18 protein-coding genes and 1 tRNA gene are annotated in these 18,873 nt (G+C 66.6%); 8 read left to right on the plus strand and 11 right to left on the minus strand.

Annotated features, from left to right (window positions below):
* Positions 1–58: 58 nt before the first annotated feature.
* The 3 genes from ACE3Q6_RS21200 to ACE3Q6_RS21210 all read right to left on the minus strand — a co-directional run bounded on the left by ACE3Q6_RS21200 (position 59) and on the right by ACE3Q6_RS21210 (position 2,658).
* The gene (locus ACE3Q6_RS21200) at positions 59–229 is read right to left on the minus strand and encodes a hypothetical protein (RefSeq protein ID WP_374436853.1); all 171 of its coding nucleotides are present in this window, start codon (positions 227–229) and stop codon (positions 59–61) included.
* 32 nt (positions 230–261) lie between these two features.
* A complete protein-coding gene (locus ACE3Q6_RS21205) occupies positions 262–1,578 on the minus strand; it encodes a DUF2927 domain-containing protein (protein WP_374436855.1) in 1,317 nt (438 codons plus the stop codon).
* A gap of 240 nt (positions 1,579–1,818) precedes the next feature.
* A complete protein-coding gene (locus tag ACE3Q6_RS21210) occupies positions 1,819–2,658 on the minus strand; it encodes an AAA family ATPase (RefSeq protein ID WP_374436857.1) in 840 nt (279 codons plus the stop codon).
* Between the two features lie 173 nt (positions 2,659–2,831).
* Between ACE3Q6_RS21210 and dksA the strand changes: the two genes are divergently transcribed.
* The 3 genes from dksA to ACE3Q6_RS21225 are packed head-to-tail and all read left to right on the plus strand — an operon-like array spanning position 2,832 to position 4,878.
* On the plus strand, positions 2,832–3,254 hold the full coding sequence (gene dksA, locus ACE3Q6_RS21215) for an RNA polymerase-binding protein DksA (RefSeq protein WP_374436887.1): 423 nt from the start codon (positions 2,832–2,834) through the stop codon (positions 3,252–3,254).
* A gap of 23 nt (positions 3,255–3,277) precedes the next feature.
* Positions 3,278–3,691 carry a GFA family protein gene (locus ACE3Q6_RS21220; protein ID WP_374436859.1) on the plus strand — a complete coding sequence of 138 codons (414 nt, stop codon included), beginning with the start codon at positions 3,278–3,280 and terminating at the stop codon, positions 3,689–3,691.
* Positions 3,688–4,878 carry an FAD-dependent oxidoreductase gene (locus ACE3Q6_RS21225; RefSeq protein ID WP_374436861.1) on the plus strand — a complete coding sequence of 397 codons (1,191 nt, stop codon included), beginning with the start codon at positions 3,688–3,690 and terminating at the stop codon, positions 4,876–4,878. The genes ACE3Q6_RS21220 and ACE3Q6_RS21225 overlap by 4 nt, the downstream gene beginning before the upstream one ends.
* A 276-nt stretch (positions 4,879–5,154) precedes the next feature.
* On the opposite strand, the gene xth is transcribed toward ACE3Q6_RS21225, so the two are convergent.
* The 3 genes from xth to ACE3Q6_RS21240 all read right to left on the minus strand — a co-directional run bounded on the left by xth (position 5,155) and on the right by ACE3Q6_RS21240 (position 7,088).
* Complete coding sequence (gene xth / locus ACE3Q6_RS21230) at positions 5,155–5,934, minus strand: exodeoxyribonuclease III (protein ID WP_374436863.1); 780 nt, start codon at positions 5,932–5,934, stop codon at positions 5,155–5,157.
* A gap of 46 nt (positions 5,935–5,980) precedes the next feature.
* On the minus strand, positions 5,981–6,697 hold the full coding sequence (locus ACE3Q6_RS21235; RefSeq protein ID WP_374436865.1) for a hypothetical protein: 717 nt from the start codon (positions 6,695–6,697) through the stop codon (positions 5,981–5,983).
* Between the two features lie 64 nt (positions 6,698–6,761).
* Positions 6,762–7,088, minus strand: coding sequence for a HesB/IscA family protein (locus tag ACE3Q6_RS21240; protein WP_374436890.1), 327 nt, complete (start codon positions 7,086–7,088; stop codon positions 6,762–6,764).
* Positions 7,089–7,165: 77 nt separating this feature from the next.
* Here ACE3Q6_RS21240 and ACE3Q6_RS21245 point away from each other — a divergent pair, with 77 nt between their 5' ends.
* Positions 7,166–8,350: a deoxyguanosinetriphosphate triphosphohydrolase gene (locus ACE3Q6_RS21245; protein WP_374436866.1), complete on the plus strand. Its 1,185-nt coding sequence runs from the start codon at positions 7,166–7,168 to the stop codon at positions 8,348–8,350.
* 39 nt (positions 8,351–8,389) lie between these two features.
* Here the strand turns inward: ACE3Q6_RS21245 and ACE3Q6_RS21250 are convergent, their stop codons facing one another.
* Positions 8,390–8,857, minus strand: coding sequence for a disulfide bond formation protein B (locus tag ACE3Q6_RS21250; RefSeq protein WP_374436868.1), 468 nt, complete (start codon positions 8,855–8,857; stop codon positions 8,390–8,392).
* Between the two features lie 250 nt (positions 8,858–9,107).
* Between ACE3Q6_RS21250 and ACE3Q6_RS21255 the strand changes: the two genes are divergently transcribed.
* From ACE3Q6_RS21255 to ACE3Q6_RS21270, 4 genes are all read left to right on the plus strand, one after another.
* Positions 9,108–9,971, plus strand: coding sequence for a neutral zinc metallopeptidase (locus tag ACE3Q6_RS21255; protein ID WP_374436871.1), 864 nt, complete (start codon positions 9,108–9,110; stop codon positions 9,969–9,971).
* A gap of 44 nt (positions 9,972–10,015) precedes the next feature.
* Positions 10,016–10,099, plus strand: a tRNA-Leu gene (locus tag ACE3Q6_RS21260).
* A 472-nt stretch (positions 10,100–10,571) separates the two neighbouring features.
* Complete coding sequence (locus ACE3Q6_RS21265) at positions 10,572–11,198, plus strand: Hint domain-containing protein (RefSeq protein WP_374436873.1); 627 nt, start codon at positions 10,572–10,574, stop codon at positions 11,196–11,198.
* 280 nt (positions 11,199–11,478) lie between these two features.
* The gene (locus ACE3Q6_RS21270; RefSeq protein ID WP_374436876.1) at positions 11,479–13,533 is read left to right on the plus strand and encodes a Hint domain-containing protein; all 2,055 of its coding nucleotides are present in this window, start codon (positions 11,479–11,481) and stop codon (positions 13,531–13,533) included.
* Here ACE3Q6_RS21270 and ACE3Q6_RS21275 read toward each other — a convergent pair.
* The 4 genes from ACE3Q6_RS21275 to ACE3Q6_RS21290 form a co-directional block, all read right to left on the minus strand.
* The gene (locus tag ACE3Q6_RS21275; RefSeq protein ID WP_374436878.1) at positions 13,525–14,154 is read right to left on the minus strand and encodes an NTP transferase domain-containing protein; all 630 of its coding nucleotides are present in this window, start codon (positions 14,152–14,154) and stop codon (positions 13,525–13,527) included. The genes ACE3Q6_RS21270 and ACE3Q6_RS21275 overlap by 9 nt on opposite strands.
* Before the next feature lie 39 nt (positions 14,155–14,193).
* The gene (locus ACE3Q6_RS21280) at positions 14,194–16,614 is read right to left on the minus strand and encodes an FAD-dependent oxidoreductase (RefSeq protein WP_374436880.1); all 2,421 of its coding nucleotides are present in this window, start codon (positions 16,612–16,614) and stop codon (positions 14,194–14,196) included.
* 120 nt (positions 16,615–16,734) lie between these two features.
* Positions 16,735–18,033, minus strand: coding sequence for a branched-chain amino acid ABC transporter permease (locus tag ACE3Q6_RS21285; RefSeq protein WP_374436892.1), 1,299 nt, complete (start codon positions 18,031–18,033; stop codon positions 16,735–16,737).
* A 7-nt stretch (positions 18,034–18,040) separates the two neighbouring features.
* Positions 18,041–18,873 (minus strand): branched-chain amino acid ABC transporter permease (locus ACE3Q6_RS21290; RefSeq protein WP_374436883.1); only part of this gene is annotated, 833 nt, incomplete at its 5' end.

Genomic DNA, 18,873 nt, shown 5'->3' on the forward strand with positions numbered 1-18,873 from the left:
GGCCGGAGCCGCCGCCGGCTCCGATGCGGAGATTGCGACCCCCCCGCGCCCGCCCCGGTCATCCGCGCATCATTCGGTCAAGGTAGATGGTGACGAAAAGGCCCATCAGCGCGAAGATCAACCCGTGGACGAAGGCATATTGCAGGATGTCCGCGATCTTGCCGCCGCGCGCCCTGGCCCTAAGCCCACCGCCGACTGCGCCCAGAAGAAAGCCCCCGATCACGAACATGCCGCCCCATTTCCGGGGCGCCCGTCGCCCCCTCAGCCCTTGTCTGCCCGGTCCGCCACGGCCGCGATGTCGCGCATCCGGGCCTCGACCACCTTGTCAGGGCCGAAGCCATAGCGCGCGGGACCGGCACTGTCCATGCGCAGCGCCGCCGCAGCCGCGGGGTTGCCAAGCGCCTCCAGCGCCTCGGCCTTGATCAGCATCAGCGTCGCCATCAGCGCGTAATTCTGGTGCCGCTCCACCACCGGAAGGGCCCGGTCCGCAAGGCGCGCGGCCTCCTCGGCCAGCCCCCCGGCCAGGGCCATCGCCGCCATCTGCATGTCGACATGGGCCAGCTGCAACTCGCCCCCGGGCAGGGCGGCATAGATCGCGCCGGCGCGGTTGAACGCTTCAAGAGCCCGGGCCGGGTCGCTCCCGGCCGCCAGCCGCCCGACGGCGAACCAGCTGAAGGCCAGACGGCTGTCCCGCCACCCTTCGGACAGCGCGATGGCGAGCGCCCGCTCTGCCGCGGCCTTCCGCGCGGCGACCGATCCGCTTCGGCCCAGCGAGGTCTCGATGGCCCGTGTCCAGTCGACCGGGTTGCCGGCCCGCTCTCCCCCGGCCGCACCCACTCGCACCGCCACCTCGTCCCGCGTCATCCCCGAGGCAAGCGCGGGCGAGTAGGTCAGGCGCAGGATCTCCATGTCGAAGCTGGTCAGCACGGAATGGAAATTGTCGTCGTTGAAGACGCTGTCGGGCAGCCGGTAAAGGTCGTTCAGCGGCCCCAGCGCCTGGGCCAGTTCCTCGTGCAGGCAGTCGCGCACCTCCTGCGGGCTCGTGTCCGAGGGGATGAAGATCGCCGCCCGCTCGCGCCGGGTGACAAGCGCCCAGTCCACCGCATCCGACCCCCGCTTGCGCCGGTATTCCGCCAGCGAGCCCACGTTCGGTACCACGAAGCAGGCCGCGGTCGGGGCCAGGCGGCGCAGGTCGGACCGGCTGGCGAATTCCACCGTGATCGTCGCGGGCCCGGTCGCGGGACGGATGTCGATCCCGGCCTCGGACTGGAGCCGCCCGATCAGCACCCCCAGGTCGCGCGGCGCCGTGGGCGGCACCGTCCCCGTCATGGCGACGGTGACAGGCCCCTCGAACCGGCTGAACCGCTCCAGCCCCCGGCCGCTTTCCATCGCGAAGGTCAGGTCCATGAAATCGCGGACCAGCGACCCGCCGGTCGCCGGAGCCGCCGCCAGCCGCAACCCGCCGGGCGTGCCGAAACCGACACCCACCTCTGCGGCCGGGCGGTTCATCGACACCTGTGCCGGAGGGGCACAGGCCGAGACCGCACAAAGCGCGGCGATCATCAGGGGCAGACGCATGGATCGGTCCGTCGGGCAGCAGACCCCGGGCAGCTGGGGCAGGGCAAAGTGTCCCGCCCGCCACCCCTGTAAGTCAATTCCGGAAAAACCGCGAATTTTCCTGTCACTACTGCTCGCGGTTGAAGTGCGGATCGGCGCAGGATGTATCCAGCCGGTTCACGGATTGTTACAAATCGGACATTCCAACCACGGCAATCGGCCCCAGCGACCCGAAACTGATTCGGGGGCAAGGCTTCGACGCTAGCGCTGCCCGCGCGCCATGAAGGCCAGCCGCTCGAACAGCTGCACATCCTGCTCGTTCTTCAAAAGCGCCCCGTGCAGCTTCGGCAGCGCCGACCTCGCGTCCTTGCGCAAGTCCTCGGGCGCCAGGTCCTCGGCCAGAAGCAGCCGCAGCCAGTCCAGCACCTCGGAGGTCGACGGCTTCTTCTTCAGCCCCGGCACCTCGCGGATTTCGTAGAACTGGGTCAGCGCCGCCGACAGAAGCTGGTCCTTGATGTCGGGGAAATGCACCCGGACGATCGCCGCCAGAACCTCGGCATCCGGGAAGCGGATGTAGTGGAAGAAGCAGCGCCGCAGGAAGGCGTCCGGCAGCTCCTTCTCGTTGTTCGAGGTGATGATGACCACCGGCCGATGCTTCGCGCGCACCGTCTCTCCGGTCTCGTAGACATGGAACTCCATACGGTCGAGTTCCTGCAGAAGGTCGTTCGGAAACTCGATGTCGGCCTTGTCGATTTCGTCGATCAGAAGGACAACGCGCCCCTCGGCCTCGAAGGCCTGCCAGAGCTTGCCCCTCCGGATGTAGTTGCGCACCTCGTGCACCCGCGCGTCGCCAAGCTGGCTGTCGCGCAGCCGGCTGACGGCATCGTATTCGTATAGCCCCTGCTGCGCCTTGGTTGTGGACTTCACGTGCCACTCAATCAGGGGCAATCCAAGCGACATCGCCACCTGCCGCGCCAGCTCGGTCTTGCCGGTCCCTGGCTCGCCCTTCACCAGCAGGGGACGCTGCAACGTGACCGCCGCGTTCACCGCCAGCGCCAGGTCCTCGGAGGCGACATAGGTGCTTGTCGTGGCGAATTTCATGGCAATTACAACATCCTGACGGGCGGGCTTTCACAAACCCTACCTGTGCCCAGAAAATGTCGCAACCGCTAGTGACAATCGCCAAGGGTTGGGATACATGCCCCGCCAACAGGAGCGCGTCGATGACAGAAGCCAACCTGTCGGAGGCATCCGGCGCGAAGGAGAGTGTTTCGATGAAGGCCGAGGTTTTCCTCCCCGATGATTATCGTCCCGCCGAGGACGAGCCGTTCATGAACGACCGCCAGCTGGAATATTTCCGCCGCAAGCTTCTGGGCTGGAAGCAGGAGCTGCTGGACCAGTCCGCGGAAACCATCGACAGCCTGCAGGACAGCGCCCGCAACGTCCCCGACATCGCCGACCGCGCCTCCGAGGAGACCGACCGCGCGCTGGAACTGCGTACCCGCGACCGCCAGCGCAAGCTGGTCGCCAAGATCGACGCGGCGCTGCGCCGGATCGAGAACGGCGAATTCGGCTATTGCGAAGTGTCGGGCGAGCCGATCAGCCTCAAACGCCTCGATGCCCGCCCCATCGCCACGATGACGCTGGAAGCGCAGGAAAAGCACGAACGCCGCGAAAAGGTCCATCGCGACGACTGACGTCCCCAGGGGAGGGCTCGGCCTTGTCCAGCCCGTCTGAAAAGCGACTGACCGGCGGCTGCTATTGCGGAGCCGTCGGATACACGGTCGATGACGCCTTCGACTATGCGCTGAACTGCCATTGCGGGAACTGCCGCCGCACCACTGGGTCGGCCTTCAAGCCCTTCGCGGGCATCCCGCGCGACCGGCTTTCGCTGACAAAGGGCGCAGACCGGCTGATGGTTTACGGCGACGACCAGACCAACAACACCCATTGCGCGGCTTGCGGCTCGCTCCTCTATTCCGTAGTCCGCGACGGCCAATGGGTCCATGTCACGATGGGCACGCTGATCGACGCGCCATCCATCCGGACCTCGGCGCATATCTTCGTCGGTTCCAAGGCCCCCTGGCACCAGATCACCGACGACCTGCCGCAATATCAGGAGTTCCCGGAATGACGCTGATCGGCCAGCCCGTCACCATCATCGGGGCCGGGGTTGCGGGCCTTGCCGCCGCCCGGGCGCTGGCGCTGCGCGGGGCGCAGGTCACGGTCCTGGAACAGGCCGACGCCATCCGCGAGGTGGGCGCCGGCCTGCAGATCTCGCCCAACGGGGCCTGCGTCCTCCGCGCGCTCGGGTTGCAGGACGCGCTCGATGCCGCATCGACACGCGCCGAAGCCGTGCAGCTGGTCGACGGCCCGACGGGCGACCCGGTGACCCGTCTTGACCTCGCGCAGCTTCGTCCCGACCAGGGTTACCATTTCCTGCACCGCGCCGACCTGATCGCGCTCCTCTTCAAGGCGGCGGAAGAGGCTGGCGTGACCCTCCGCCTTCTGTCCCGGATCGAAAGCGTGGAAGTTGCCGGAACCCGTCCTGCCGTGACGCTGGCAACCGGAGAGCGGATCGAAACCCCGCTCCTCATCGGAGCGGACGGCCTTCATTCCAGAACCCGCGCCGCGCTGAACGGCCCCGAAACGCCTTTCTTCACCCACCAGGTCGCCTGGCGCGCCGTGATCCCCTGCGAACCCGGTGCCGCCCCGGTGGCCGAGGTCCATATGGGCCCGTCCCGCCACCTCGTCAGTTACCCGCTCCGCGGCGGCAGGCTGCGCAACATCGTCGCCGTCGAGGAACGGCAGAAATGGGCCGAGGAAAGCTGGACGCTGCGCGACGACAGCATGGACCTGCGGCTCGCCTTCGAAGGCTTCTCACCCCGCGTCCGCGGCTGGCTTGAGAGGGTCGAGGACCCTTGGCTCTGGGGCCTCTTCCGCCACACGGTCGCGCAGACCTGGGTCAAACCCATGGGGCAGGGCGGGGTGGCAATCCTGGGCGACGCCGCCCACCCGACGCTGCCCTTCCTGGCCCAGGGCGCGTCGATGGGACTCGAGGATGCCTGGGTTCTCGCCGACAGCCTTGCCCGCCACGACACCCCCGCCGCCGCACTGGCCGCTTTCGAGGCTTACCGCAAACCCCGGACCTCCCGCATCGTCGCTGCGGCAAACGCCAATGCCCGCGCTTACCACCTTTCCGGCCTGCCACGGATGATCGGCCACACCGGCCTACGCCTTCTGGGTCGCGTCTCCCCCGGCATCATGCTCAGCCGCTTCGACTGGCTTTACGGCCATGACGTGACGCAGACCGTGGCCTGATGTCCGATCCGCACTCCCCGTGCCGGTCCACACCCCTGATCCTTTCACATTTGTCCAAATATCCTCGGGGGGTTCGGGGGGCGAAGCGCCCCCGACGCCCGAGCCGGTTGGCCGCAGGCCAGAGGCGAGACAAAAGGCTTGCGCCGCAGGCGCTCAATTTGACGGAAGCCGGCCCAAAGGACCGCCGCCGGGAATGCTTTCCAATTCCCTAACGTCCACGCCCAATGCCTTGATAACGAAGAAAGAACGGAAAATGTCCACCGTGGACAGGTCCCGTCAGGCCGCGATCTCTACCCAGACCGGCACGTGGTCCGAGGGCTTGTCCCCGCCCCTGACCGCCTTGTCGATCCCCGCCGCCTCCAGCCGGTCGGCGGCCTGGGGCGAGCACATCACATGGTCGATCCGGATCCCGTTGTTGCGCTCCCAGGCCCCGGCCTGGTAGTCCCAGAAGGTGTAGACCCCCGGCGCCGGGTCCCGCACCCGGACCGCATCCGTCAGCCCCAGGTTCGCCAGCCTCCGGAACGCCGCCCGGCTCTCCGGCAGGAACAGCGCGTCATTGACCCAGACCTCCGGCTTCGCCGCATCCACGTCCTGCGGGATCACATTGTAGTCCCCGAGGCACAGGAACGGCTCCTCCGCCGCGAGCAGCTCCCTGACCCGTGCCTCCATCCGCGCCATCCAGGCGAGCTTGTAGTCATACTTCGGCCCCGGCGCCGGGTTGCCGTTCGGCAGGTAGAGCCCGCAGACCCGCACGGGTCGCCCGGCATCCACCACCGCCTCGATCCACCGAGCCTGTTCGTCCTCGGGGTCCCCCGGCAACCCCCGCCGAATGTCGCTCAAAGGCAGCTTCGACAGGATCGCCACCCCGTTGAACCCCTTCTGCCCATGCGTCTCGACCCGGTAGCCCAAGGCCTCGATCTCCGCCCGGGGAAACCCCTCATCCACCGACTTGATCTCCTGCAGGCAGACCACGTCCGGCGCGGACTGTTCGAGCCACGCCTTCAAGGCCTCGATCCGCGCCTTGATCCCGTTGATGTTGAACGTCGCGAGCTTCATCCCAGGGTCCTCCACCCGGTAACCCTAGGCCCCCGGGCGCGAAGGCTCAACCCGTCTGGCGCAGGGGCAGCGCCGAGGCCGCCAGCCACAGCGCATCCAGCCGGTCCAGCGCCGCGAGGTCGAACCGCCCTGGCTCCTCCCAGTATCGGCCCGAGGGGACGACATAGCCCAGCTCGGATTCCATCCGCAGGGCCGCATCCACGCGTTCCGCATCCCCCGCGAAAGGGACGGCCCCGTCTACACCCGCCTGGGTCACGCGCGGAAAGACCAGCCGCGACGGCCCCGTCGACAGGTTCACCATCGCGCAGCCCTGCCGCGCCGCGAGCAACATCAGCCGCGCCGCCTTGGCCTCCAGGCTCCGCAACGTCACATCCGGCCGCAGGGGATCGGGCGTCCCGGCGCCGTAGAAATGCGTCGGCCCCGACTTCGGGTAATGCATGTCGCAGCCATAGACCGCGATCACTGACGGCTTCAGGTCATGCAGAGCCCAATACGCCGCCGTAAAGGCCATTGTTGCGCCAGCGTAGACAAACCCGCCGTATTCGTTCTGGGCCGGCACGAACTCCGTCTCCGTCACGATCCGCTGGCCCGGCCCGGCCACGGCCTGCCGGTCCGCTGGAAAATCATACGGGTGAATCGCCACGTCCCAGTCCGACCGGATCCGCCAGGCGTTGTTGATCGCCAGCACCATGTCGAACGGTTGCCGCGGCCAGGCCGCAGCTTCAGCCGCCATCGGCGCCGAGCCGAGCATCAGTATGCGCATGGATTGTCCCTCAACCGTCCGCTGCCGCATCAGCTAGCGCGACGCGGCAGCGCGGCGAGAGGGGTCAGAGCGAAAAACTCGTTCCGCAGCCGCAGCTTGTCTTGGCGTTCGGGTTTTCGACCACGAAACGGGCACCGATCAGCTCGTCGGTGAAATCGATCACCGCGTTCGACAGGAAGGGCAGGCTCACCTGGTCGACGACGACCTTCTGGCCGTCCTTCTCCAGCACCAGGTCATCCGCAGCGGGCTCGTCCAGCGTGATCGAATACTGGAAGCCCGAACAGCCGCCGCCATCGACCGCCACGCGCAGGGGCTTCACTTCGCCCATGGCTTCGGCAATCTCGGCCAGCCTGGCAAAGGCCCGGTCGGTGACTTTCGGCGGCAGCGTCAGTTCCATGACTGTTCCCGTATCCTTCGGCGGCTCCGGCAAATATATGAAACGCGACCGCGCCTCACAAGGACAGCCAGATGCTTCAGCCCTTCGCCTGCCAACCCGACGCCAGCCGTGGGCGTCTTTGGCCCGAGCGGTTGTCCTCTTTCCGGTCGCCCTACCAGCGCGACCGCGACCGGATCATCCATTCCTCGGCTTTCCGGCGGCTGAAGCACAAGACGCAAGTTTTCGTCGAGCACGAGGGCGATTACTACCGCACCCGCCTGACCCACACGATCGAGGTCGCCCAGGTCGCCCGAACCATCGCCGGGGTGCTGGGTCTGAACACCGACCTGGCGGAGGCCGTGGCGCTCGCGCATGACCTGGGCCACACGCCCTTCGGCCACACGGGCGAGGACGCGATGGAGCGGCTGATGGCCCCCTACGGCGGTTTCGACCACAATGCCCAGGCGCTGCGCATCGTGACCAAACTGGAACGCCACTACGCGGATTTCGACGGGTTGAACTTGTCCTGGGAAACCCTTGAAGGCATTGCCAAACACAACGGTCCGGTGACCGGCCCCAACGCCGACAAGAAGCACGACGGTCCGCTTCCCTATGCGCTGGCCGAGGTGAATGCTCAGTGGGACCTGGAACTCGACACCCACGCCTCGGCCGAGGCGCAGGTGGCCGCCATCGCCGACGACGTGGCCTACTCGCACCATGACCTGCACGACGGCCTCCGCTCCGGCCTCTTCACCGAGGACGACCTGATGGAGCTTCCGGTCACCGGCCCGGCCTTCGAGGAGGTGGACCGGCTCTATCCCGGCCTCGAAAGGATGCGCCGTCGCCATGAGGCCCTGCGCCGTGTCTTCGGACGGATGGTCGAGGATGTGATCGCCGTCGCGCAGAACCGCCTCACTTCGGCGCAGCCGAAGTCGGTTGACGACATCCGCCACATGGGCACCACCGTCATCCGCTTCTCGAAGCCGCTTTATCAGGAGTTGAAGGCCGTCCGCAGCTTCCTCTTCCACCGCATGTACCGCGCGCCAAGCGTCATGGCGGTCCGGGCCGAGGTCACGCGGATGGTGGACGACCTTTTCCCGCTGTTCCTGAAGCAGCCCGAGCTCTTGCCGCCGGAATGGCAGGGCGACGTGCAGGCGGCTACGGACGAAACGGAACTCGCCCGCGTGGTTGCCGACTACGTTGCTGGTATGACCGACCGCTTCGCCATCCAGGAACACGCGCGGCTTTTCAGCGAGCCGATGAAGACCACGCCCTGACCTTACGGCGGCCTGGAAGCGGCAGCCGCGCTAAGGGCGTCAGGCCGTCCGTGCCGCCTTGACCCAGATACCGGCCAGGATCACCGACAGGATCGCGTTCCAGCCAGCCATCGAGATCCCCAGCATCTGCCAGGCGATCTCGTCGCAGCGCACCACGGCCGCCACGTCCTTTGTGGGGTCCAAGAGGTCGGCGGTGGAGATCCCCTCGATCGACCCGGCGGTGCAGGAGGCAAGGCCCTCCCACCACAGCTGCTCGACGCCCACGTGAAAGACGCCGATCCCTGCCGTCGCCAGTGCCGCCAGCGCGCCCAGCCAGGCGAGGCCGCGCCAGCCGGTGAGAAGCGCCACGACCCCGATCAGGATCGCCGCCGCATGCGGCCAGCGCTGCCAAAGGCACAGCTGACAGGGCGCCAGGCCGCCAATGTACTGGAAGGCGAAGGCCCCGCCCAGCAGGCCCACCGAGCCGAGGGTGGCCAGAAGGATCAGGGAGCGGCTGGACTGGAACATGGTCTCTCTCGGGTACTGCGATGACGCCGCGACCATAGGCCCGGGACGCGGGAAGGGGAAGGGGAACCGAAATCGCTGGGGCCGGGTTCTCATTCCGGCTTCCGATGCGGCCGCGGCGCGGATAGGATTTCGCAGGTCCGGGGCAGGGCGCGGGTTAAGGAATCGTGAATGCCCATGGCCAAGGCATTGATTTTGCAAGTCCGGGCAAGGTGTCCACGCGTGGGCAGCCCGGAACAGAGTGGGTGACGGGATGCAGTGGCGCGGACGCAGGGGGTCGAGCAACATCGAGGATCGCCGCCGGATGGGTGGCGGCGGGGCGGCCCGGGTCGGCGGCATCGGCGGGGCTGGGGCGGTGATCGTCTTTCTCCTCGCCATGTTTCTCGGCGTGGATCCCAGCCAGCTTCTCGGCCCCGGCGGGATGGGGGGCGACATCTCCTCCTCCGCCCCGGTCGAGCTGACCGAAGAGGACCGACAGGAGGGCGAATTCGTCTCGGTCGTCCTGGCCGATACCGAGGAAATCTGGGCCAGCGTGTTCCAGGAACAACTTGGCCGGCAATACCGCCCCGCAACGCTGGTCCTGTTCAAGGAGGGCACCCGCTCGGCCTGCGGCGGCGCGTCCGAGGCGACGGGACCGTTCTACTGCCCGATTGACCGCAAGGTCTACCTCGACACCGCCTTCTTCACCACCATGCACCGCCGCCTCGGCGCCTCGGGCGACTTCGCGGCCGCCTACGTCGTCGCTCACGAGATCGGCCACCATATCCAGAACGAGCTGGGGATCCTCGAGGAGACGACCCGCATCCGCCAGCAGGTCAGCCAGGAGGAATCGAACGCAATCTCGGTGCGGATCGAGCTGCAGGCCGACTGCCTCTCCGGCATCTGGGCGCGCGAGGCGGCGCAGACGCTGGGCACCATCGAACGCGGTGACCTCGAAGAGGCGGTGAACGCGGCCCGGCAGATCGGCGACGACACGCTCCAGCGCAACGCGGGCCAGCGCCCGATGCCGCACACCTTCACCCACGGGACCTCGGAACAGCGGTCGCGCTGGTTCATGGTCGGCCTCCAGTCCGGCCAGCTTGCCGACTGTGACACCTTCGCGACGGACGATCTGTGATGCGTTGACGGCGCCGGGGCGAGGCGGTAGACCGGCGCAGGGTGGCCCGAGTGGCGGAATGGTAGACGCAGGGGATTCAAAATCCTCCGCCGCAAGGTTTGCGAGTTCGAGTCTCGCCTCGGGCACCACCCTCCCTTCACATGATTCGCCGGCCGGTCCGCCCCCTTCGGCTGATCCTTTCGTGGATCGAGGCCAGTGATCGCCGACCGCAGACTTTGCGCAAGCTGCGGAAACACTTTCGTGGGCCGAACCCGGCGAAGCGTGCGATGTCAAAACTGTGATCCTACACGCAGGGCGTGTGACCATTTCATGGTTGAAACGACCCGAACCATACACCTCACGATTGAAAGACCAGTCGTCCAAGCCGCTTAGGACAAAGCCTTCGGTGGTCCTGTCGCGGCCTGTTGACGGACCTCCGCCCGGCGCCTGCGCCACAGCTCACCCATCGGCTGAATTCTGCCGGGGTGTCATTGTTTTACAAAGAACTTTTCCCTTCCCATCGCCGGGCTGGCAGGACTATCCCAAAGAGAGGTTCGATAGTCCTTTTGCGCGGGACTTCATGTCGGACGGATGACGGCCAGACCGAAAGAGTGTGAAGAAATGACTTTGGACAATCCAATTTCCCAGACGCCCCAGCGCTGCACGCCCTGTTTCACGCCCGGAACGCTCATCACCACGCAGCGGGGCGAGATGCCGGTCGAGTTCCTGTCGGCCGGTGACAAGGTGGTCACCCGCGACAACGGCATCCAGACCGTGCGCTGGGTCGGCAAGACCCAGATGTTCCTGCACGACTTCCAGGCCGATCCACATCTTCTGCCCGTCTTCATCCAGCAGGGTTCGCTGGGCAAGGGCCTGCCCGAGCGGGACATGATGGTGTCGCCCAACCACCGGGTCCTGGTGGCGAACAACCGCACCTCGGTGCGCTTTGCCGAACGCGAGGTCCTGGTCGCGGCCAAGCATTTGGCGGCTCAGGGTGTCCACACCGTGCAATCCAGCGGCACGACCTACATCCACTTCATGTGCGACCGACACGAAGTGGTGCTGAGCAATGGTGTCTGGACCGAAACCTTCCACCCCGAGGACACCTCACTGAAGGGGATCGGCAACGCGCAGCGGCTGGAGATCTTCGAGATCTTCCCCGAGCTGAAAACTGAGGCCGGCCGTGCAGCCTACGGGCAGAGCCGCTTCATCGCGGAAGGGCCGATGGTCGCCGAGGCGGCAGTCTAGGGCACATTTTCCTTGGGTCCAGATCAAGGATTGTGCGATACGGCCCGAAAAGTGCTAAGCGCGAGAGTGTTTGCAGCAGAACGTATAGTGACGCCAGGATAATGGCGCAAAGCTCGTCTGGTCCTAAATCGGACAAGATGGTCTTATATGCTTCTGCCGCGACAGGGGGACAGGCAGGATGGCGGGCAAGTTGCGCTTGAGAGGGTGTAAAGCCTTTTGCGAGGTTCCGGCCTGGGAGGTCGGTGAGCGACCGGCTGCGCTTGGCCGGGGGCGCTGACCCATGGCGACGACATTCAACTGGATCTACCTCGGCAACAGCACGACCTTCGTCGACCCGACCGAAGGCAACGCCAGCATGGAGAACCCGAACGCCTTTGCCGGGCAGACGTTCGGAACCTCCGGGAGCCCGATCTACCTCAACCGGGTGCAGGCCACCACGATCGACCGCGGCGGTGAAGCGAACACGCTGGACACGAACAACTCGGCCAGCAACGACCAGATCGCGACGACTGTCGGCGGCGTCAACGTCACGCTGACCTATGACGGGCTGGTGGTCTACAGTGCGACGGTCACCTATGTCGACGGAACCACGGCGACCGTCTCGGCCGTGCTGGTGCAGACGACCAACGGCGACCTGTTCCTGGCCCCCGAACTCCTGCCCTTGTCCACGGAGGCGATTGCCGACACGGCCGCCTACGAGGCCAAACCCATCCAGTCGATCACCTTCAACACCGCGCTCCTCTTCACGAACACCAACCTTGGTGCCGACCGTCAGGTGATTGGCTGGGATGACGGCATCGTGGACGGCACGGCCGGCAATGATCTGATCAACGCCAGCTATGTCGAGCCGGTCAGCCTTGGCAGCGACCGCATCGACAACAATGACGGTCTTGTCACGACAAGCCTGAATGACGACCGAATCCGGGCCGGGGCCGGCAACGACACGGTGTTCGCCGGCCTCGGCAACGACGTCGTCTTCGGCGGAACTGGGCTGGACGTCCTGAACGGCGACGCAGGTAACGACACGCTCTATGGCGAGGACGGGGGCGACAGTCTTCTGGGCGGCGACAACGCGGACCTGCTTTATGGCGGGTTGGGCGTGGATACGCTGTTCGGCGGCGGCGGCAACGACAGCCTCTACGGGGGGGACGAGGGCGACCAGCTGTTCGGAGGGGGCGACCAGGACACGCTTTATGGCGAGGGCGGGAACGACACCCTTCAGGGCGACCTGGGCAACGACCAGCTTTATGGCGGTGCCGACAATGACCTGCTGGACGGCGGGGACGGGCTTGATGTCCTTTACGGCGGTGCCGGCATCGACCGGCTGGACGGCAACGCGGGCAGCGACCTGGCCTATGGGGGCACTGGCGCGGACCTGATCTACGGCGGTACCGGCCAGGACACACTCTTCGGCGACGAGGACAGCGACGTCATCTCTGGTGGCTCGGGCAATGACCGGCTTACCGGCGGGACCGGCGCCGACACGATCTTCGGCGGGGACGATCGGGACGAAGTCCTTGCCGTTTTCGGGGATGTCCTCGGCAGCGAATCCGTCGATGGCGGCAGCGGGGCGGGAACCTCCTCGGACAACGACACTCTCAGCGTCGACATCACCGGCTTCGGCTGGACACGGATCGAACTGACCTATGACCCGCTGAACGACGAGAACGGCACCATCACCTTCCTCGCCGCCGATGGCACGACGGTCATCGGGGTCCTGACCTTCACCGAGATCGAGAACCTGATCATCGTCTGCTTCACGGCGGGCACCAGGATCCTGACGGCGACGGGCCCCGTGGCGGTCGAGGAGCTGAAGGCCGGCGACCTGGTGGTGACGCGCGACAACGGGCAGCAGCCCCTGCGCTGGGTTGGCTCTCGGACCGTCACTTTGGACGAGATGCGCGTCTCTCCCGATCTGCAGCCGGTGCGGTTTGCCGCGGGCGCCCTGGGCGACATTGGTCCCGATCGCGCCATGATGCTTTCGCCCCAGCACCGGCTCTTGATCGAGGGCGCGCGCGCCGAGATGTCTTTCGGCGTAAGCGAGGTCCTGGTCCCTTCAAAGCATCTGGTCGGTCTGCCCGGGGTCACGCGCGCTCTGCCGGCAGAGGGCGTGACCTACGTCCATATCCTCTTCGACCGACACGAGATCGTGCTGTCCGACGGGATCTGGACGGAAAGCTTCCAGCCGGCCGAACGCACGTTGAACGCAATGGAAGCGGCGGCGCGGGCCGAGGTGCTGGCGCTGTTCCCCGAGCTTCAAACCGACGACGACGCCTATCCCGCCGCCCGCCTGTCGCTGAAGGCGCATGAGGCGCGGGTGCTGCTCTCAGGCTGACGGGGGTTTTTCCCCCCGGTAGGCGGCCCAGTCCTCGGGCGTGTCGAGATCGAGCGTGGCCATGGCTCCGGGCAGGGGCACCTGGCGCACCCGGTCCTGGTGGCGCTTCAGGACGGACCGGCCCCCCTCATCGCCGGTGATCGCGCCCAGCTCGGGCCAGAGATCGCGCGGAAAGATCGCCGGATGGCCTGGCGTCCCGTCCATGGCGCCACCGCGCCAGATGAGGTCTGGCTCGGCCCGGAAGCGCGAAATGAGGTCGGCCAGCGCCTTGGCCGAGAAGCCCGGCATATCCGCCGGCAGGATCATCAGCCCGTCCTCGGGGCCAGGCTCGGCCACGGCCGACAGACCCCGCAGGATGGACCGGGACATGCCCTGGGCGGCATCGGGCACATCGACCAGCCGGACCGGCAGGTCCTCCACCGCCGCCCGCCGCGCTGCGGCCGCCGGGGGCAGGGTGACCAGGACCGGGGCGCCGGTTCCAAGCGCGGTTTCCGCCACCAGCCGCAGGATCGGCCTCCCCTTGACCGGCTGCAAAAGTTTGTCGGCGCCCCGCATCCGCGACGAGGCACCGGCCGCCAGGACCAGGATGTGGACCACGGGACGCATGACGAAAGCGTCCATCCGAACCCGACCGGCTGTCAAGCGCCGCGTGACGCTAGGTCAAGCACGCATCCGGCCGCCGTCGTCCCACAGCGGCGCGAGATGGACGCGGGCCTTGCGGCGCTCGCCCAGGATCTCGACCTCCAGCTCCAACCCGTCCTGCACCCGGTCGGCGGGGATGAACCCCTGGGCCACCGACCTGCCGGTCCAGTGGCTGTAGCCACCGCTGGTGCACCAGCCGACCACGTTGCCGTCCAGCCAGATCGGCTCCCAGGCCACCACGTCGGCATCCTTCGCGTCGACGACGATCGGCACCAGCTTGCGCTTCGGACCTTCGGCCTTCTCCTTCATCGCTGCCGCCTTGCCGATCCAGTCGGCGGGCTTGTTCCAGCTGATGAAGCGGTCAAGGCCGGTCTCGGCGGGGGTGTAGTCCGGGCTGAACTCGCGGCCCCAGGAGCCGAACCACTTGTCCAGCCGCAGCGACATCATCGCACGCATCCCGAAGGGGCGCAGCCCGAGGTCCTTGCCCGCGGCGTTGAGCACGTCCCACAGGTGGCGGACCGACATGTGGTCGGTGAAGATCTCGTACCCGAGGTCGGCCGTGTAGCTGACGCGCTGGACGATGCAGTTGGCCATGCCGACGGTCATCCGCTTGACGTCCATGAACTTGAACGCCTCAGCACTGACATCCGATCGGGTGACGCGGGCCAGAAGCTCGCGCGCCTTGGGTCCGGCGATCTGGAAGCCCGAGCGGGAATCCGAGATATTCTCGACGGTTACGCCCGGTTCTGCATGTTGCTCGAACCAGCGCTGGTGCCAGCCCTGCGCGCCGTAGCTGGCGGTCAGTTGGAACTCGGTCTCCGACAGACAGGACACGGTGAAGTCGCCGATGATCTTGCCGCTTTCGGCCAGCATCGGCGTCAGCGACAGCCGCCCCGGCTGGGGAATACGCCCCGCCATGATCCGGTCAAGCCAGGCCCGCGCGCCGGCACCCTTGACCAGGTACTTGCCGAAGTTCTGCACCTCGTTGATGCCGACGCCTTCGCGCACCGCCAGGACTTCCTGCCGCGTTGCCTCCCAGGCATTCGAGCGTTTGAAGGTCGGCTCCTCGTAGCGCGGCTCACCGGGCAGGGCGTGGTAGTTCACCACCTCCAGCCCGTACTGCGCGCCCCAGACGGCGTTCATGCCGTCAAAGACCTCGTACATCGGCGTGGTGCGGAAGGGGCGGGCGGCGGGGCGTTCCTCGTTCGGATAAGAGACGCTGAAGCGCATCTGATAGTTTTCGATGACCTTCGGCACGGTGTAGCCGGGCGAGGTCCAGTTGCCGAACCGCGCCACGTCGAAGCCGCGCGGGTCGCGCTCGACCTCGCCGTGGATCATCCATTGCGCCAGTGCCAGACCCATGCCGCCGCCCTGGGAGAAGCCCGCCATGACCGCGCAGGCCGACCAGTAGTTGCGCAGGCCCGGAACGGGCCCGATCAGCGGGTTGCCGTCGGGGGCAAAGGTGAAAGGCCCGTGGATCACGCGCTTGACGCCCGACCGTTCCAGCACCGGGATGCGCCGGTAGGCGAAGTTGACGCTGTCCTCGATCTTGTCGAACTGTTCGTTCAGAAGCTCATGCCCGAAGTTCCAAGGCGTGCCGTCCACGGCCCAGGGTTCGCAGGGCTTTTCATAGAAGCCGATGCACATGCCGCGGCCTTCCTGGCGGAGGTAGAACTCGCCGCCCGGGTCCATCACATGCGGGAACTCACGGCCCTGGCCGAGGATATCCATGATCTCGGGGATGTCGTCGGTGACGATGTATTGGTGCGCCATTGGCAACAATGGCAGGTAGACACCCGCCATTGCCCCGATCTCCCGCGCCCAAAGGCCGCCTGCGTTCACCAGATGCTCGCAGGTGACGGTGCCCTTTTCGGTGACGACCTCCCAGCCCTCCTTGGTGGGCCGGGTCTCCAGCACGCGGTTGTGCAGCACGATCTCCGCCCCGCCCATCCGCGCGGCCTTGGCATAGGCGTGCGTGGTACCCGAGGGGTCGAGGTGGCCGTCGAGCGGATCATAAAGCCCGCCCAGGACGCCCTTCACGTCCACCAGACCGTCGGTCAGCTTGGTGATTTCGGCCGGGGTCAGGATCTCGGTGTCCAGCCCCATGTAGCGATGCTTGGCGCGTTCGGCCTTCAGCATCTCGAACCGCGCTTCGTTGTCGGCCAGCGTCACGCCGCCCACGTGGTGAAGGCCGCAGGACATGCCGGTGATCGCCTCCAGCTCCTTGTAAAGCCGGATCGTGTAGCCCTGCAGCGCCGCCATGTTGGTGTCGCCGTTGATCGTGTGGAACCCGCCCGCCGCGTGCCAGGTGGAGCCCGAGGTCAGCTCCGACCGCTCGATCAGCATGACGTCCGACCAGCCAAGCTTGGTCAGGTGATAGAGCACCGAGCAGCCGACGACGCCGCCACCGATCACCACCACGCGCGCATGGGTCTTCATTGCAAGTCTCCCCGCCTTATCCGGTTTTGCCGCACCATGACGGGGCGGGAACCGGAAGGCATGAGGATTTGCGACAAAGAATGTCGCGGCCAGACAGTCGCCTGCCGGGCCGCGTTGGACTTACTTCTCGGGGATCAACCCGCGCGGGGCGAAGCGCATCACCAGCAGAAGGACGACGCCCAGGGTCAGAAGACGCATGTGCGCGGCCGTGTCCTGCAGGTGGTCCTTCAGGTCGCCCGCGGGCAGGCCAGCCGTGATGGCGCTCATGACCTGCGGGCCAAGGAATTCGACGGCCAGGTAGAGCCAGCCGATCAGCAGGCCGCCCAGGATCGAGCCCCAGTTATTGCCGGACCCGCCGACGATGACCATCACCCAGATCAGGAAGGTGAAGCGCAGGGGCAGGTAGGACGGCGGGGTCAGCTGGCCCTCCATCGAGGTCAGCATGGCCCCGGCAAGCCCCACCACGGCCGAGCCGATGATGAAGATCTGCAGGTGGCGGAACTTCACGTCTTTGCCCATCGCGGCGGCCGAGATCTCGTTGTCGCGGATGGCGCGCACCGTGCGGCCCCAGGGGCTGTTCAGCGCCCGTTCGCAGCCCCAGACGAGCAGCGCCAGGACGATCCCGAACATGCCCGCGTAAAGCAGCTTTACGAAGATCGTCGAGGCCGTGACCGGATCGGCGCCGATGCTTTGCGCGGTCTCAAGAAAGCTCGGGTTGACCTGCAGGTCGACTTCGTAGGGCACCGGCCAGGGGCGGGGCAGGTCGATCAGGTTCTTCACCCCGCGCGCCAGCCAATCCTCGTTCCGCAGGACGGTGACGATGATCTCGGCGATGCCAAGGGTCGCGATGGCCAGGTAGTCCTCGCGCAGGCCAAGGGCGATCTTGCCGATGATCCATGCTGCGGCGGCGGCCATCAGCGCACCGACCGGCCAGGCCCAGAGGGAGTTCAGGCCAAGACCGCCGATGTTGCCGTCCTGGGCAGGGTTGTTCGCTTCGACCGCGACGACGCCGGGGTCAAGGAGCAGCCGGTAGATGAAGAAGGCCACGACGAGGTAGAGCGCCAGCGCAAGCGCCCGGCTCGTCCCCGGCTTCAGCTTCCGATACAACCAGGTCGCGAAACCGATGGCGATGACGGCGAAGCCAAGCGCCTCGACGATCTGCGGCCCGCCCGCGGCCCAGCCGGCAGGCACGGGCTTGGCCGAGACCAGCACGACGGCCAGCCCGCCAAGCGCGACCGAACCGACGATGCCGGTCGAGAAGAGGCCCGCATAGCCCCACTGGATGTTCACGCCGATCGCCATGATCGCCGACAGAAGGGCGAGGTTCAGGATGTTCAGCGACAGGTTCCAGCTTTGAAACACGCCGGTCAGGATGAACAGCAGCGCCACGCCCGCGAAAAGCCAGATATTGCGATGGATCGCCATGTCACTTGCCTCCGAAGATGCCCTGCGGGCGGAAAAGGAGCACGAGGATCAGGATGGTGAAGCTGACCGCCACCTTGTAGTCGGTCGAGAGCGCCTGGTAGAGCCCATCGCCCAGCCATTCGGGCGGGACGAGATAGCTGAAGATCTTGCGCCAGGCATTGGTGACGATCAGCTCGGAGAACGCCACGATGAAGCTGCCGACCACCGCGCCGAGAGGCGAGCCGAGACCCCCCACGACGGCGGCCGCGAACATCGGCATCAGAAGGCTGAAGTAGACGATCCCGCGGTAGGACTTGTCGAGGCCGTAGAGCGTCCCCGCGATGCAGGCGAGCGCCCCGGCAAGGATCCAGGTGATCATCACCACGCGCTCGGGGTTGATGCCGGACAGAAGTGCGAGGTCCTCGTTGTCGGAATAGGCGCGCATCGACTTGCCGGTGCGGGTCTTCTGCAGGAACCAGAAGAGAGCCGCGCAGCAGATCACCGCCGCGATGACCGAGATCGCCGCCGTCGTCTTGATCGCCAGGGGCTCGGCCAGGCCGGTCCAGGCCTTGAAGTCCTGCGGGTTCAGCATCATCCGCGCGCCGTCGGTGAAGTTCTGTTCCGAGGTGCCGATGATCAGGCGCACAAGGCCGTTCATCACGAACATCACCCCGGTCGAGACGATGACGACGATGATCGGTTTCGCCCGCTGCTTGCGGTAGAAGCGGTAGACGACGCGGTCGGTGGCCAGCACCATGGCGATGGTGACCAGGATGCCGATAGGCAGCGCCAGAAGCGCGGTGGGCAGGGGGCCTGCGGTGATGCCCATCGACTGGAACCACCAGGTGAAGAGGA

The organism is Tabrizicola sp., assembly GCF_041913445.1.
Lineage (GTDB): Bacteria > Pseudomonadota > Alphaproteobacteria > Rhodobacterales > Rhodobacteraceae > Tabrizicola.